This is a genomic window from Mesobaculum littorinae, assembly GCF_004011175.1.
Taxonomy (GTDB): Bacteria; Pseudomonadota; Alphaproteobacteria; order Rhodobacterales; family Rhodobacteraceae; genus Tranquillimonas; species Tranquillimonas littorinae.
In genome coordinates this window covers 282,357-297,968 of sequence record NZ_RQXX01000001.1, presented here as the reverse complement: position 1 = coordinate 297,968, position 15,612 = coordinate 282,357, and the positions used below count along the sequence as shown (strand labels likewise).

The 15,612-nt window shown below is 68.6% G+C and carries 15 protein-coding genes; 5 read left to right on the top strand and 10 right to left on the bottom strand.

Going from position 1 to position 15,612, the window contains the following annotated elements; translation table 11 throughout:
• Positions 1-25 precede the first annotated feature (25 nt).
• On the top strand, positions 26-1,300 hold the full coding sequence (gene eno / locus EKE94_RS01435) for a phosphopyruvate hydratase (RefSeq protein ID WP_127904826.1): 1,275 nt from the start codon (positions 26-28) through the stop codon (positions 1,298-1,300).
• A gap of 37 nt (positions 1,301-1,337) precedes the next feature.
• Entirely contained in the window at positions 1,338-1,946 is a 609-nt protein-coding gene (locus EKE94_RS01430) for a rhomboid family intramembrane serine protease (RefSeq protein ID WP_127904825.1), read from the top strand.
• A 72-nt stretch (positions 1,947-2,018) separates the two neighbouring features.
• Here EKE94_RS01430 and EKE94_RS01425 read toward each other — a convergent pair whose 3' ends face one another.
• On the bottom strand, positions 2,019-2,459 hold the full coding sequence (locus EKE94_RS01425) for a PRC-barrel domain-containing protein (protein WP_127904824.1): 441 nt from the start codon (positions 2,457-2,459) through the stop codon (positions 2,019-2,021).
• A gap of 117 nt (positions 2,460-2,576) precedes the next feature.
• Here EKE94_RS01425 and EKE94_RS01420 point away from each other — a divergent pair, with 117 nt between their 5' ends.
• Positions 2,577-2,999 carry a cupin domain-containing protein gene (locus tag EKE94_RS01420; protein ID WP_127904823.1) on the top strand — a complete coding sequence of 141 codons (423 nt, stop codon included), beginning with the start codon at positions 2,577-2,579 and terminating at the stop codon, positions 2,997-2,999.
• Between the two features lie 128 nt (positions 3,000-3,127).
• Here the strand turns inward: EKE94_RS01420 and pgi are convergent, their stop codons facing one another.
• From pgi to EKE94_RS01400, 4 genes are all read right to left on the bottom strand, one after another.
• Positions 3,128-4,732, bottom strand: a complete 1,605-nt coding sequence (gene pgi / locus EKE94_RS01415) for a glucose-6-phosphate isomerase (protein WP_127904822.1) — start codon at positions 4,730-4,732, stop codon at positions 3,128-3,130.
• 352 nt (positions 4,733-5,084) lie between these two features.
• Entirely contained in the window at positions 5,085-5,756 is a 672-nt protein-coding gene (gene pgl / locus EKE94_RS01410; protein WP_127904821.1) for a 6-phosphogluconolactonase, read from the bottom strand.
• A gap of 78 nt (positions 5,757-5,834) precedes the next feature.
• Positions 5,835-7,289 carry a glucose-6-phosphate dehydrogenase gene (gene zwf / locus EKE94_RS01405; RefSeq protein WP_127904820.1) on the bottom strand — a complete coding sequence of 485 codons (1,455 nt, stop codon included), beginning with the start codon at positions 7,287-7,289 and terminating at the stop codon, positions 5,835-5,837.
• 128 nt (positions 7,290-7,417) lie between these two features.
• Positions 7,418-7,618, bottom strand: coding sequence for a hypothetical protein (locus tag EKE94_RS01400; RefSeq protein ID WP_127904819.1), 201 nt, complete (start codon positions 7,616-7,618; stop codon positions 7,418-7,420).
• Positions 7,619-7,704: 86 nt separating this feature from the next.
• On the opposite strand from EKE94_RS01400, the gene EKE94_RS01395 reads away from it, so the two are divergent.
• Complete coding sequence (locus EKE94_RS01395; RefSeq protein WP_127904818.1) at positions 7,705-8,547, top strand: LysR family transcriptional regulator; 843 nt, start codon at positions 7,705-7,707, stop codon at positions 8,545-8,547.
• A gap of 81 nt (positions 8,548-8,628) precedes the next feature.
• Here the strand turns inward: EKE94_RS01395 and EKE94_RS01390 are convergent, their stop codons facing one another.
• From EKE94_RS01390 to EKE94_RS01370, 5 genes are all read right to left on the bottom strand, one after another.
• Positions 8,629-9,213, bottom strand: coding sequence for an HNH endonuclease (locus EKE94_RS01390; protein ID WP_127904817.1), 585 nt, complete (start codon positions 9,211-9,213; stop codon positions 8,629-8,631).
• A 392-nt stretch (positions 9,214-9,605) separates the two neighbouring features.
• The gene (locus EKE94_RS01385) at positions 9,606-10,382 is read right to left on the bottom strand and encodes an enoyl-CoA hydratase-related protein (protein ID WP_127904816.1); all 777 of its coding nucleotides are present in this window, start codon (positions 10,380-10,382) and stop codon (positions 9,606-9,608) included.
• Between the two features lie 203 nt (positions 10,383-10,585).
• Positions 10,586-11,011, bottom strand: a complete 426-nt coding sequence (locus EKE94_RS01380; RefSeq protein ID WP_235855899.1) for a cytochrome c-type biogenesis protein — start codon at positions 11,009-11,011, stop codon at positions 10,586-10,588.
• Positions 11,012-11,094: 83 nt separating this feature from the next.
• Positions 11,095-13,068 (bottom strand): heme lyase CcmF/NrfE family subunit, encoded by a 1,974-nt coding sequence (locus EKE94_RS01375; protein WP_127904814.1) that lies wholly within the window; start codon positions 13,066-13,068, stop codon positions 11,095-11,097.
• A gap of 287 nt (positions 13,069-13,355) precedes the next feature.
• Positions 13,356-14,111: a hypothetical protein gene (locus tag EKE94_RS01370; RefSeq protein ID WP_127904813.1), complete on the bottom strand. Its 756-nt coding sequence runs from the start codon at positions 14,109-14,111 to the stop codon at positions 13,356-13,358.
• A 215-nt stretch (positions 14,112-14,326) separates the two neighbouring features.
• Here EKE94_RS01370 and EKE94_RS01365 point away from each other — a divergent pair, with 215 nt between their 5' ends.
• Positions 14,327-15,565, top strand: coding sequence for an aspartate kinase (locus tag EKE94_RS01365; protein WP_127904812.1), 1,239 nt, complete (start codon positions 14,327-14,329; stop codon positions 15,563-15,565).
• Positions 15,566-15,612 lie beyond the last annotated feature (47 nt).

Sequence of the window (15,612 nt, the reverse complement as noted above, 5' to 3'; positions counted from 1 at the left end):
ATCACCCGAGTCCTGTGGAGACCCCATGAGCATCATCATCGACATCATCGGTCGCGAAATCCTCGACAGCCGCGGCAATCCCACGGTCGAGGTCGACGTGATCCTCGAAGACGGCACCATGGGCCGTGCCGCCGTACCCTCGGGCGCGTCGACCGGCGCGCACGAGGCGGTCGAACGACGCGACGGCGACAGCGCCCGCTACAAGGGCAAGGGCGTGCTCGAGGCCGTGGCCAGCGTCAACGGCGAGATCGCCGAAAGCCTCGTCGGCATGGACGCCACCGAACAGGAAGCCATCGACGCCGCGATGATCGAAATCGACGGCACCGAGAACAAGGGCCGCCTGGGCGCCAACGCGATCCTGGGCGTATCGCTGGCCACCGCGAAGGCCGCGGCGGATTTCAGCGGCCAGCCGCTTTACCGCTATGTCGGCGGCACCTCTGCGCGGGTCCTGCCGGTGCCGATGATGAACATCATCAACGGCGGCGAACATGCCGACAACCCGATCGACATCCAGGAATTCATGATCATGCCGGTCTCGGCCCCCAACATCCGCGACGCGGTGCGCATGGGCTCCGAGATCTTCCACACCCTGAAGAAGGAGCTGACGGATACGGGCCTGTCGACGGGCCTCGGCGACGAAGGCGGCTTCGCCCCGATGCTGGGCTCGACCCGCGAGGCGCTGGATTTCATCCTGAAGTCGGTCGAAAAGGCGGGCTATGCGGCGGGCGACGACATCATGTTGGCGCTCGACTGCGCGTCGACGGAATACTACGACGGCACGAACTACCAGATGAAGGGCGAAGGCGCGACGCTCAGCTCGGAAGAGAACGTCGCCTATCTTGAAAAGCTGGTGGCCGATTACCCGATCCTGTCGATCGAGGATGGCTGTGCCGAGGATGACTGGGACGGCTGGAAGGCGCTGACCGACGCCTTGGGCGGCAAGGTGCAGCTGGTGGGCGACGACCTCTTCGTCACCAATCCCGAACGCCTGGCCCAGGGCATCGCCAAGGGCTGCGCGAACTCGATGCTGGTCAAGGTGAACCAGATCGGCACGCTCAGCGAAACGCTGCGGGCGGTCGACATGGCCCACCGGGCGGGCTTTACCAACGTGATGTCGCACCGCTCGGGCGAAACCGAGGATGCGACCATCGCCGACCTCGCCGTCGCCACGAACTGCGGCCAGATCAAGACCGGCTCGCTGGCGCGGTCGGACCGGCTGGCCAAGTACAACCAGCTGATCCGGATCGAGGAGATGCTGGGTGAAACCGCCCGCTTCGCCGGCCGCGGTATCCTGCGCTGAGGCGCAGCCCGGACACCCATGACACCGGGCGCGGCGGATGACCGCCGCGCTCATCTACCTGTTCATCGCCTTCTGCGCCGTGCGCGCGGCGGGCGGGGTTCCACGCCGCCGCGACCGTCGTCGCCGTCTCGCCCGCGTGACCCTTCTGGTGATGCTGGGCGGCTACCTTCTGCAACTGCTGTGGGAGCCCGCCCTGCCGCTATTCCGGCGCGATGCCGCGCGCATCGCGGACGGTGAGGTCTGGCGCCTGCTGACCACCCATGTCTTCCACGCCTGGGGCCTGCGCCACCTGCTGGCCAACCTCGCGCTGCTGGGCGCGCTCGGGACGGTCACCGAAAGCCGCTTTGGCGCGGCACGCTGGGGGATCTTCGCAGTTTGCGGCGCGGCGGGCGGAACCGTGGCGGCGCTGGTCTGGTCGCCCGTCGGCGCTGGCAGCTCATTCGCCCTGCTGGGGCTGGCCGGGGGCTGCCTGGGCGCTGGCGGCGGCCGTGTCTGGCGCCCCATCGGGCTGGCGGTGGCAACCGTTCTCACCGTTCTTGGCGACCCGCACGGCGTGGCGGTGATCGTCGCGGCACTGGTTGGTGCAGCCCTTCCAGCGCCCGGAGCACCTGTAGCTGGTCGTGGTCCCCACGGGCGCGATGCGTGACGTCGGAGGGTACTGAAAACGAAAAGGGGCGCGGCTCGCGCCACGCCCCCTGATCATCGAAAGATTGCCGGATCAGTCGTCGTACCAAGTGTCTTCGACGTCCTGAAGGTCGTTCAGTTGGTCGACCGTGTAGTTGGTGACATAGGCGTACTCGTCGCCGTCCTGCACCAGACGCAGAGCGTCAAGCGGCAGCATGACCTCCTTGTCGCCGATGCCGAGGAAACCACCGACCTCGGCGATCACGCCGACGATCTGGCCCTTCTGGTCAAGGACGATATCCTCGATCGAGCCGGCGTTCTCCCAGTCGGTACCGACTTCGGAGTAAAGCTCGTTTTCGCCCCAAGCGCCGTCGTCGGCATCAATTGCGTAGATCGTGCCGTCCGAAAGCTGGTCGGCCGAGACGTAGCTGCCGAGATCCATCTCGTCTGCGGTCTGGGCCATCTGGGCCGCAGCGGGCAGGGCCGGCAGGGCGGCGATGGTAAGAGCGAGTGCGCTTGCATTGAGGATTTTCATGTCGAAACTCCCTTTCCTTTGTTCACCCCCACAACGGCGACCTGCCCGCCCCTGTTCCAATAATTCGCGTTGACCCAGGGTCTGGACACGGTGTCGTGTCCCGCGCCAGATGGGGGCATGACAGCCGATGACCTGATTGCCCGCCTCGCCCTGCAGCCCCACCCCGAAGGCGGCTGGTTCCGCCAGACATGGATGGCCGACGCGCCGGACGGCGCACGCCCCACGGGCACCTGCATCTACTTCCTTCTCAAGGCGGGCGAGCGCAGCCATTGGCATCGCGTCGATGCAACGGAAATCTGGCACTTTTACGCGGGCACGCCGCTGACCCTGCGCATGGCAGAGACCGACGCCGGCCCGGTGACATCGCTGCAGCTGGGCGCTGACCTTGCCGGGGGAGAGGTCCCGCAGGCGATCGTGCCCGAAGGGCACTGGCAGGCGGCCGAAGCGGGCGCGGGCTGGGCGCTGGTCGGCTGCACCGTGTCGCCCGGATTTCGCTTTGAAGGGTTCGAACTGGCGCCCCCGGGCTTCGACATCCCCTAGACGGTCAGGGCCGCCGCACAGGCGACCAGGTCGCGCGACGCAAGGGTGCGCAGCCCCTTGCCCGCGCGGCACCTGCCCGGCATCCGGCGGGGGGGCGGAGCCGGCACTTGCGCGCCCGCCCCCCGGCCTCAGGCGCCGCGCTTTTGCAGCCAGTCGACCAGCGCGCGGGTCGAGCCGTCCTTGCCGCTGGCGTCGGCCTCGCCTTCCAGCACCGGCTGCAGCGCCTTGGCCAGTTCCTTGCCCAGTTCGACGCCCCATTGATCGAAGGAGTTGATGCCCAGCATCACGCCCTCGACGAACACCCGATGTTCGTAAAGCGCCACGATCTGGCCCAGCACATGCGGGGTCAGCTGCGGATAAAGCAAGGTGGTTGAAGGGCGGTTGCCGGGAAAGACGCGGTGGCGCGCCTGCCGCTCCAGCTCGTCGCCCTCGAACTTGCCCGCCATCAGATCGCGCGCCTCGTCCAGGCTGCGCCCGCGCAACAGCGCCTCGGACTGGGCGAGGCAGTTGGCGACCAGAAGCGTGTGCTGATGCTTGAGGTCGGGCTCGTGCCCCTCGGCCCCCACCATGAATTCGCAGGGGATTACCCGCGTACCCTGATGGATCAACTGGTAGAAGGCATGCTGCCCGTTGGTGCCGGGCTCTCCCCAGACCACCGGGCCGCTATCGACCTCAAGCGTCTCGCCATCCATCGACACGCGCTTGCCGTTGCTCTCCATCTCCAGCTGCTGAAGGTAGGCAGGCAGACGGGCAAGACGCTGTTCGTAGGGAAGCACGGCGCGGGTGGCATAGCCGCAGCCCTGGTTGTGCCATATGCCAGTCAGCGCAAGCATCATCGGCATGTTCTGCGCCGGCTCGGCCGACAGGAAATGGCGGTCCATGTCCTCGGCCCCGGTGAGAAAGGCGCGGAAGTCCTCAGGGCCGATGGCGATCATCAGCGAAAGGCCGATCGGCCCCCACATCGAATAGCGCCCGCCGACCCAGTCGGCGAAGCCGAAGACGCGGCTGTCGTCGATACCGAAGGCCGCCGTCTTGTCCTGCGCCGAGGAGAGCGCCGCGAACTGTGCCGCCGGGTCGGCAACGACCTCGCCCATCCAGGCCCGCGCGGTGGCGGCGTTGGTCATCGTCTCGATGGTGGTGAAGGTCTTAGAGGCCACGATCACCAGCGTCGTCGCCGGATCGAGCCCACGCAGCGTGTCGGCGATCTGCGCCGCGTCGACGTTGGACACGAAGTGGCAGCGCGGCCCGTCGGCATAGGGCGACAGCGCCTCGACCGCCATCGCGGGCCCGAGGTCCGAGCCGCCGATGCCGATATTGACGACGTCCGTGATGCGACCGCCCTGCCCCGTGTAGCTGCCATCGCGCACGGCGCGGGCGAAACCCTCCATCCGGCCGAGGGTCGCGCGGACCTCGATCGTGACGTCCTGGCCGTCGACCATCACCGGCCCGCCGTTCAGGTTGCGCAGGGCGGTGTGCAGGACGGCGCGACCTTCGGTTTCGTTCAGCGTCTCGCCCGCGAACATCGCCCGGGCCCGGTCCATCACGCCCGCCTCGCGCGCCATGTCGATAAGCAGGTCCCGGGTGGCCGCGTCCATGTTGGTCTTGGAGTAGTCGAAGAGCATGTCGCCCGCCGAGACCGAGAAATCGGCGGCACGGTCACCTGTGCCGAAAAGATCGAGGATCGGGCGGCCTTGGGCGGCCTCGGCGCGGGATTTCAGGTCGGACCAGCTCATGCGGGGCTCCTTGATGGGACGACGGCAGGGATCGCGGCACGCCGCGACCGGAACGGACGGGTGCCGGATGGCCCCGGACGGACGGAAGTCGATGTAGGGATGGTTAGGGAAGTTTCGCCATGCGGCCCGCGGCGGACGAGGCCTGAGCTTCGACTGCTGCGTCCACGACCTGCCCTGCGGGCATGGGCCGGAGACATCGTCACGACGCGCGGACCTGCGAGGCGGCAGACCGGAATCATGCGCGCGCCGAGCTGCGGGGCGGTCCGCGCACAGCACGAATCCGGGCATGACGGGGCCGGCACCGACAATGGCCGGCCCCAGGCCCCACGCGCCAGGGAAAGCCGCCGCCCGATCACTCGGCCCAATGCACGGTGGCGTCGCGCAGGACGACAGACACCGGCGCCTCGGCCGGTTTGAGACCGCGCGCCTTTTCCAGCGCGGCGCGCTTTTCGGGGCCCGTGATGACGATATGGGTCGACATCGCATCGCGCAGGACGGGCGCGGTCAGGGTGATCCGCGGCTCGTTCGCCCCGCCCCCGCGCATCGCCATCAGCGGCGGCGCGTCGTCGGCCAACGCATCGGCAAGGCGATCGGCCCCGGGAAACAGCGACGCGGTGTGCATGTCGCCGCCCATGCCCAGCAGCAGAAGCGAGATCGGCAAGTGCCCACTTACCGCGGCCCCCACCCGGTCGATTCCCTCTTCCGGGGTCTCGGTGTCGCAGTGCAGGGGCACGTAATGCGCGGCCTCGGCCCGATCGCGCAGCAACCGCTTGCGCAGGAGGCGGGTGTTCGATCGGGGATGATCCTCGGGCACCCAGCGGTCGTCCGACAGCATCACGTCGACCCGGTCCCACGCGATGTTGATGCCCGAGATGGTGTCGAAGATCGGCCCCGGCGTGGTGCCGCCCGGCACGACGAAGGTCGCGCGGTCGTTGGCCATCAGCCAGCGGTTCAACTCGCTCGCCAGCTTGTCGGCGAGATCGATCATCATCATCTCGCGGTCGGGATATTCGATCAGTTCCATGGGGCAAGCCCTCCCTTCCTGAACCAGATGAAAGCGCGCAACCGGCCGGCGACAAGGCCGGGCGCGCGCGACCGGCGGCTAGTCGCGGATTTCGCGCCAGCGCCGGCCTTCGCGATGCATCAGCATCTGCGCGTCTTCCGGCCCGCTGGTCCCGGGGTCATAGGGTTTCGGCGCATCGTCGCGCTCTTCCCAGGCCTGGATGATGGGATCGGTCCAAGCCCACGCCGCCTCGACCTCGTCGCCGCGCATGAACAGCGTCTGGTTGCCGCGGATCACGTCCATGATCAGCCGCTCGTAGGCGTCGGGTACGTCCTCGGCCTCGGGCCCCAGCGCGTCGGCAAAGGTCATGTCGAGCGGGACGTCGACCAGCCGCATGCCGCCCGGGCCCGGCTCCTTGATCGTGACGCCCAGCATCATGCCCTCGTTGGGTTGCAGACGGATCGTCAGGATATTGCGATGGCGCCCTGCCTCGGCGCCGAAGATCGAATGCGGCGCGTCCTTGAAGACCACCGCGATTTCCGAGGTGCGCGCCTTCAGCCGCTTGCCGGTGCGCAGGTAGAAGGGCGTCCCCGCCCACCGCCAGTTCGACACGTTGATCTTCATCGCGACGAAGCTTTCGGTCAGGCTGCGCGGGTTCTCTGCATGGTCGCGATAGGACGGCTGACCGCCCCCCGCCTCGTACTGGCCGCGGACGATCTGGTAGGGTTCAACCGGTTCCAGCGCGCGGATGACCTTGAGCTTTTCGTCGCGCACCGCGTCGGGATCGAAGCGGCTGGGCGGCTCCATCGCGATCAGGCACAGAAGCTGCATCAGGTGGTTCTGCACCATGTCCCGCATCGCGCCGGACTTGTCGTAATACGCCCCGCGCCCGTCCACGCCCACTGTTTCGGCGACGGTGATCTGGATGTGGTCGACGTATTGCGCATTCCACAGCGGTTCGAACAGCACGTTGCCGAAACGAACCGCCATTAGGTTCTGCACCGTCTCCTTGCCGAGATAGTGATCGATCCGGTAGATCTGCGTTTCGTCGAAATGCTGCGCCAGCGTCTGGTTCAGCTTGCGCGCCGACGCAAGATCGCGGCCAAAGGGCTTTTCCACCACGATGCGGCTGTCGGGCCCGGCGATGCCATGCTGGTGCAGGCGTTCAGCGATGGGTCCGAAGAGGCTGGGCGCGACCGAGAAGTAGAAGGCGCGGATCATACCCTCGCGCATCTTTTCGGACAGCGGCGCCCAGCCGTCGTCGCCGGTCGCGTCGATGGCGACATAGCTCAACCGTTCGATGAACTCGTCCAGGGAGGCTGCATCGCGCTTGCCCTCGGGAATGAACTCCTCGATCGCGGCGCGGGCGATGTCGCGGAATTCCGCATCGTCATGGTCGCTGCGTGCGGCGGCGATGATCCGCGCCTCTTCCGGCATCTGGCCCGCCTGGTAGCGGCGGTAGAGCCCCGGAAGGATCTTGCGCCGCGCCAGATCGCCGGTGCCTCCGAAGATCACGAGGTCGAAGGGATCGACCGGAATGACGCGTGAGACCATGAAAGCTCCCGTCTTGCTCTGGGCGCGCCCGGTTCGCGGGGCACGGTGTTATCGCTATCGGTTGCCGCACCTACAGCGGGGCGCAGGCGAAGTCTAGCGAAGTGTCCGCGGGGCCGAAACCGGATAAGCTACCGGGGCGCCTTATGCCCGCGGCGACGCGGCCGCCCGGTCAGGCAGGCCAGCATCCGCAACATCCGGGCGCGGCGCAGGCGGCGGGCGCGGCGGGCGGCCCGGGCCCGGAACCGCGCGCCTTCGGTCCGGGGCGACGGTGGGGCCGCCACCGGGCGGAGCCCCTTCCAGATATCGGGCAGTTCGGGATGATCTTTCATGGTTGAAACCCCTTCCAGAATGCCGCCACGATGACACGGCCAAGGGGCGCGCAGCAGCGGCCGTTTCCGGAAGGGGAGTTTCAGAAATGGAAAGTCAGCCTCCCAGCCTCGATGATATCGAGCTGTTTCTGGCGGTGGCCGACGGCGGCGGGCTTTCGGCCGCTGCCCGCGCCACCGGCCTGAGCGTTCCCACCCTGTCGCGTCGGATGGCCGAGCTTGAGCGGCGCACCGGCCGGCGGCTCTTTCACCGCGGCCCAAGGGGCTATGCGCTCAGCGCCGAGGGCCGCGCTTTGCTGAACGAGGCATCCGACCTGCGCGGCCCCGCGCAACGCCTGCGCCGCTGGATCGCCGCGCCGGGCACACCGGTGCGCGTCCGGATCACCGCGGGGCTCTGGACCTCGCGGCACCTGGCGCGCTGCATCGGCAGCCACTGGACGCCCGACGCAGGCTGGCTGCCCGAGTTCGTGGCCGCGAACCACCGCGTCGACATCGCGCGGCGCGAGGCGGATATCGGCGTGCGCAACGCCCGCCCCGATCAGCCGTGGCTGGCCGGGCGCCGCACCGTCGCGGTGCGCTATGCGGTCTACGGCACGGGGGAGCGGGTCGCCGGATATGTCGGCCTTGCCGACGAGGTGCCGACGACACCGTCGGACCGCTGGCTGCGCGCGACCGAGGGCGCCCGCATCGTCACCACCGCCAGCGATGCGCGGCTGGCGCTCGACATGGCGCTGGCGGGCGTGGGGCGGATCGTGATGCCGACCTTCGCGGGCGACGCCGAAGCCGGGTTGGCGCGGCTGTCGGACCCGATCGACGAGATCACGCACGACGAATGGTTGGTGTCGCATCACGACGGCCGCCACGACCCGCCGGTGCGGGCCGCGCTGGACGTCGTGCATGAGATCCTGACCTCCCCCGGTCGCGGTGGCTGACGGGCCCCCGCGCAAGGGCGCCAGTCCCCGGGGGCGAGCCTCATGTCGCCGGATGGCAGGAGCGGCCCGTCGCCTGCGCCCTCAGGCCTCCAGCTCGGCGTCCCAGTAAAGGAAATCCAGCCAGGTGTCGTGCAGATGGTTGGGCGGGAACTTGCGGCCCATGTTCTTGAGCTCTTCGGCCCCCGGCTGTCGCGGCGGCTTTCGCAGGGCCAGCCCCACCTGCCGCAGGCTTTTCGATCCCTTCTTGAGGTTGCAGCGCGAACAGGCGGCGACGACGTTCTCCCAGCTCGTTACCCCCCCCCGGGCCCGCGGCACCACGTGATCGAAGGTCAGATCGCCCTTCGCCCCGCAATACTGGCAGCAGAATTCGTCCCTCAGAAACAAATTGAAGCGCGTGAAGGCCACGCGCTTCTGGGGTTTCACGAAATCCTTGAGCACCACCACAGACGGGATCCGGATCTTCGTCGTCGGCGATCGGACCCAGTGGTCGTATTCGGCGACGATGTCGACCCTGTCGAGGAACGCCGCCTTCACCGCCTCCTGCCATGGCCAAAGCGACAGCGGATAGTATGATAGCGGCCTGTAATCGGCATTCAGCACCAGCGCCGGATGGTGCCTGAGATTGTTCGGTTCCCTGACAAAGCTCGTCCTGAAATCGCCGTCCATGTGCGTGTCCCGTCCCGTCCCTGCGACCTGTCCCCGGGCCCAGAGCGGGAGCCCCGCTCCTGCCGTAAGGTCGACTATATATGGGCAATCCCCTCTGGCAAGCCCTAGGTCTAGCCCGACATTTCCGCACCTATCGCAATGCCGTGACGCAGGTGTGACACCGCCGCGGGCGGCGCTTTCACACCCCGCCCGGAGGGCCGCACCGTCGGGCCGCAGAGGATTGTATCGGGGGGGCCGATCGGATGCAGAAGGCGCGCGATGGGGGGAAACGCGGATGCGGCGACCGGGGGGCTTGGCTCCTCCGGTCGACTTCCGACCCCTGCCTCGCGTAACGAACGGGGGCCCGGGGCCGCAGTCATCCGCGGGATCCTCTGCGCCTGCCAGAGCCTGCTTCAGCGTCCGGAGAAGCGCGGCGCGCGTTTTTCCAGGAACGCAGTCACCCCCTCGCGGAAGTCTGCCGTGCGCCCGACCTCGCCCTGCAGCTTCGCCTCGAGCTCAAGCTGCGTGGCGAAATCACTGTCGCCCGCCGCGCGCAGCGCCTGCTTGGTCGCGCGCAGTGCGGCGGTCGGGCCCGCGGCCAGATGCCGTGCGCGGGCCTGCCACGTCGCCTCGAACTCGTGATCGGGGGCGGCCTCCCAGATCATTCCCCAGTCCGCCGCCTGCCGTGCCGTCACCGGCTCGGCGAAAAAGGCGGCGCCCATGGCCCGTGCCAGCCCGACCTGCCGCGGCAGCCAATAGGTGCCGCCCGCGTCGGGGATCAGGCCGATCCGCGAAAACGCCTGCAGGAAGACCGCGCTTTCCGCGGCGATCACCACGTCGCAGGCCAGTGCCAGGTTGGCCCCGGCCCCCGCCGCCACGCCGTTGACCGCCGCCAGAACGGGCACGGGCGCGTCGGTTATCGCCTGCAGCAGCGGCTCGTATTCCTCGCGCAGGATCTCGGCAAGGTCGAGCCTGTCGGGATCGGCGCCCTCGGACAGGTCCTGACCCGAGCAGAAGGCCGCGCCCCGTCCCGTCAGCACGATGGCGCGCGCAGTCTGCGCGGCCGCCGTCAACGCCTGTGTCAACGCAGCCCGCATGTCGCGGTCGAGCGCGTTCATCAGCTCGGGCCGGTTCAGCGTGATGACGGCAAGCCCCGCCTCTTCGTGTACCTCTATCCTGTCCTGGGCCATGGGATCCCCCTCCGCTGCATCTTCGGACCCCCGCGGGGCCCGACGTGCAGCCTAGTGGGGGGCTGCAGACACGGAAAGCCCCCGCCATAGTGACGCAGCGCCCTGCCCGGCCTTCGGCACCAATCCCGGCCCGGGTCGCGCAGGCCGGCGCAGATTGGCACGGGCCCGCGGATCACGCCCGCGCAGTCGTCAGTCCCGCGCCGTCAGTCCCGCATGAGGTCGCGCAAGCGGGCGGTTTCATCCTCGGTCAGTGCCTCGGGCTCTGGCCGTGCGGCGCGGCGGCGCAAGTAGACCAGCGTCAGGCCGAGCGCACCCAGCAGCATCACCGGCCCGGCCAGCCACAGGATCAGGTTCGCGCCGCGGGCATTCGGCCGCAAGAGGACGTATTCGCCGTAGCGGTCGGTGACATAGTCGATCACCTCGGCATTGCTGTCGCCCGCCGTCACACGTTCGCGCACGAGGATCCTGAGGTCCGAGGCCAGGTCCGCGTCCGATTCCTCGATCGATTCGTTGCGGCAGACGAGGCAACGCAGCTCGCCGCCGATCTCGCGCGCCCGCGCCTCGAGCGCGGGGTCGTCCAGCATTTCCGCAGGCGTCACGGCGCCCGCGGGCTGCGCGGTGCCCAGCATCAGGGCCAGCGTCAGGTACAGCGCCGCACAGAGGTGACGCAGGACCGCCCCGCCCCGCACCGCGACGACGTTTCGCAGGCCGCTCATTCCGCGGGCACCGATGCGGTGGGCGCGCGGCGGGCGCCCGCGGCCACGCGGTAGCGCCGGTCGCTGAGCGACAGCGCCCCGCCCAGCGCCATGATGATCGCCCCGGCCCAGATCCAGTTGGCAAAGGGCTTGACGTAGAACCGCACGGCCCAGCCGCCGCCCTGCTGCGCATCGCCGATTACCGCGTAGAGATCGCGCAGCACGCCGTTGTCGATTCCCGCCTCGGTCGTGGGCATCCGCGCCACGGGATAGACCCGCTTTTCGGGGAAAAGCCGCGCGACCTCATCCCCGTCGCGGGCCACCACCATCTCGGCCCGGGTGGTCAGGTAGTTCGGGCCCTCGCCTTCGCGCACGTCCTGCAGCGTGACGTCGTAGCCCGCGATCCGGGCAGTTTCGCCGGTCTGCATCACGCGGATATCCTCGACCGTCCAGGCCGTCATCGCGGCCACGCCGAAGAGCGTTATGCCGAACCCCGCATGCGCCACGACGCGCCCCCAATCCGCGCGCGGCAGGCGGGCCGCGCGGCGGGCGCGCCCGGCCAGAGCGCCGCGCCCGGTGCGTTGCCAAAGGTCGGCGCCAGCGCCCAGCACCAGCCACGTCGCCAGCACCGCGCCGCAGGGGGCGAGGATCGACCGCCCGGTCTGCAACGTCCAGACCAGCGCCCCCAGCGCAAGGCTGAGCGCAAGCGCCCCCGTCAGCGGCCGCACCGCCCGGCCCAGCGTCGCCCGCTTCCACGGCAGGATGGACCCCAGCGGCAGGATCACCGCCAGAAGCACCATGAAGGGCGTGAAGGCCGCATCGAAGAACGGCGGCCCCACCGACAGCTTGCGATCAAAGGCAAGCTCGGCCACCAGAGGCCAGACCGTGCCGATGAAGACCACAAAGCAGGCCACCGAAAGAAGCACGTTGTTGGCCACAAGCGCGCTTTCGCGGCTGACGAGGGCAAAGACGCCCTTGGCCTCCATCGCGCCCGCGCGCAGGGCGTAGAGGGTCAGCGCCCCGCCCACGAAGACCGCCAGCAGGATCAGGATGAACACCCCGCGCGACGGGTCGTTGGCGAAGGCATGCACGCTGGTCAGCACGCCCGAGCGGACGATGAAGGTGCCGATCAGCGAAAACCCGAAGGCCAGGATTGCCAGCAGCACTGTCCAGCTTTTCAGTGCCTCGCGCTTTTCAACCACGATTGCCGAGTGCAGAAGCGCCGCCGAGATCAGCCAAGGCATGAACGAGGCGTTTTCGACCGGATCCCAGAACCAGAATCCGCCCCAGCCCAGCTCGTAATACGCCCACCAGGAGCCGAGCGCGATGCCGATGGTCAGAAACACCCAGGCCGCCAGCGTCCAGGGCCGCACCCAGCGGGCCCATGCCGCGTCGACCCGCCCCTCGATCAGGGCGGCGACGGCAAAGGAGAAGGCCATCGAGAGGCCGACATACCCAAGGTAAAGGAACGGAGGATGGAAGGCGAGCCCGGGGTCCTGCAGCAGCGGGTTGAGATCCTGCCCGTCGAAGGGCGCCACCTCGAGCCGGGTGAAGGGGTTCGAGGTAAAGAGGATGAAGGCGAGGAACGCGACCCCGACCGCCCCCTGCACCGACAGCACGCGGGCGCGCAACCGGTCCGGCAGCCCGCCGCCGAACCACGCCGCCGCAGCGCCGAACAGCGCGAGGATCAGCACCCATAGCAGCATCGAGCCTTCGTGGTTCCCCCAGACGCCGGCGATCTTGTAGAGCATCGGCTTGGCGGTATGCGAATTCTCGACCACGAGGCTGAGCGAGAAGTCCGAGGTCACGAAGGCCCGGGTCAGCGCCGCGAAGGCAAAGCCCAGAAACAGCAGTTGCGCGGTGGCCGCAGGTTCGCCCACCGCCATCCATCCGCGCCATCCGCGGGCGGCACCGATCATCGGCACGACGCTCTGCACGCAGGCGACGAAGAACGCGAGGATCAGCGCGAAATGTCCAAGTTCCACGATCATGGGGCCGACCCTACTCTGCCACGGCGCCGGGGCCAATGGCCCGGTCATCGGGTCGCACCCCCCCGGGGTCAATGGATATGATCGGCGCCCTCGTCAGGGTCCCCGGCCCAAGTGCGCGCCGGCGTGCAGGCCCGCTACTCTGCGTCCCCCCTCGGCAAACCAATGTCTGCGGCCCCCCGTGTCCTTCAGCAGGCGGCAGACCGCTGGCCCGCCCGGCATAATCGTGGGCAACACGCCACGCCAGGCTCACATCGCAGCCCTCCCCCACGCGGCCACGGAAAGCCGCGCTACCTGCGGGCGCGCGATGTGACGACAACGGCGGGGTTTACCCCTGCCGAACCGGGATAATGTGCACCCCCGTCCCGCGCCGGAGGATCGAGACAGGCGGTCAGCGCCGCATCCAGCAGCTGGGTTTCGGAGGGGCGGTTCGCGCCGTGCGATGCATTGATCAGCGCCCGTATCGCGCTGCCATAGTCCACCACCGTTTCGGTGGCATCGGGAAGATCGCCGCGCGTCAGTTCCTCGCGCAGGCGCAGGCGGGCGGCGAACATGGCATCGGCGATGCGCCGAAAGGATTCGCTTTCCCGCGCCTCTGTCGGGTGCGCATAGCGCAGGCTCGCGCTGGCAATGCATCCCTGCCGCGCCGCCGCGCGCAACAAAACCCGCGCACCATCGCGCGGGCGCAGGTAGACCGCGGCGCGGTTCGCCGCGACGCCCGGCAGGGCCACCCGCGCCAGCCGTCCGGCCCCCGCCCCGGCGGCGGCCTCGTGCGCAACGACGCCCGCGCCCAGGATCAACGCCAGCGCTGCGACATCCTCTTGCGTCGCGATCCGGTCGGACAGCCCCAGATAGGCTTCGCCCGTGGCCGCCGCGGCAGCAGTCAGCGCGGCGACATCGGCCAGCTCATAAGGACTGCCCGACCGCGTCGCAGCCAGCACCTCCCGCTCGGCCGCGGCGATGCGTGCGCGGGTGACGCAGGCCGACAGCAGGACCGACGACAGCAGGGAGGCGCCAAGACAGATACGAGAGCAGAACCGGGGCATCGCAATGACTGGACAGAATGTAATACGTCTTGAATTACCCTAGGTAAACCCACGCCCGCCGCGCCCGTCAACCCCTGATTGCGGCAAGGTTTCGCAGCAGCCTGACCACGCCCGACACGCAGTCTTCCCCCGGTCTTGCGCCCCCGGGGGGCTTCACTTAAGGACAACCGCGCCGGAGCGGCTCTCCGGTACGGAATTGCAACGTTGGGACGTAAATGCCGCTTCTGGTGATGAAATTCGGGGGCACCTCGGTGGCCACGCTGGACCGGATCCGCCGGGCCGCCAAGCGTGTCGGCCGCGAGGTCGCCAATGGCTACGACGTGATCGTCATCGTCTCCGCGATGTCGGGCAAGACCAACGAGCTGGTGGGCTGGGTCAACGAGACCTCTCCCTTCTACGACGCGCGCGAATACGACGCCGTCGTCAGCTCGGGCGAGAACGTGACCGCGGGCCTGATGGCGCTGACCCTGCAGGAGATGGATATCCCCGCGCGGTCGTGGCAGGGCTGGCAGGTGCCTCTCAAGACCACCAGCGCCCATGGCGCCGCCCGGATCGAAGAGATCCCGACCGAGAACATGATGGGCCGGTTCGAGGCCGGCATGAAGGTCGCCGTGGTCGCCGGCTTCCAGGGGATCAGCCCCGAGGGCCGGATCACCACACTGGGCCGCGGCGGATCCGACACCACGGCGGTGGCCTTTGCCGCCGCTTTCGGGGCGGAACGCTGCGACATCTACACCGACGTCGACGGGGTCTACACCACCGACCCGCGCATCACCTCGAAGGCGCGCAAGCTCGACCGCATCGCGTTCGAGGAGATGCTGGAACTTGCCAGCCTGGGCGCCAAGGTGCTGCAGACCCGCTCGGTCGAGCTGGCGATGCGCTACCAGGTCAAGCTGCGGGTGCTGTCGAGTTTCGGGGAAAGTGACGACCAGGCGGGCACGCTGGTCTGTGCCGAGGAGGATATCATGGAATCGAACGTGGTTGCCGGGGTCGCCTATAGCCGCGACGAGGCCAAGATGACGCTGATCTCGGTGGCCGACCGCCCCGGGATCGCGGCGGCAATCTTCGGCCCCCTGGCCGAGGGCGGCGTGAACGTCGACATGATCGTGCAGAACATCAGCGAGGAGGGTCGCACCGACATGACCTTCTCCTGCCCCGTCGACCAGGTGAAGCGGGCCGAGCGGGCGATGACCGAGGCGCGGTCCCGCGGCGAAATCGAGTTCGCCGACCTCGTGGCCGATACCGAGGTCGCCAAGGTTTCGGTGGTGGGCATCGGCATGCGCAGCCACGCCGGCGTCGCGGCGCAGATGTTCAAGTCGCTGCGCGACGAGAACATCAACATCAAGGTCATCACCACCTCCGAGATCAAGATCTCGGTCCTGATCGATCGCAAGTACATGGAACTGGCCGTGCAGGCGCTGCACGACGTGTTCGGACTGGACAAGGCCGCCTGACCACGGCTTTCGGCCGGGGGACAGCTTCCCCGGCCCGCCGCTTTCGC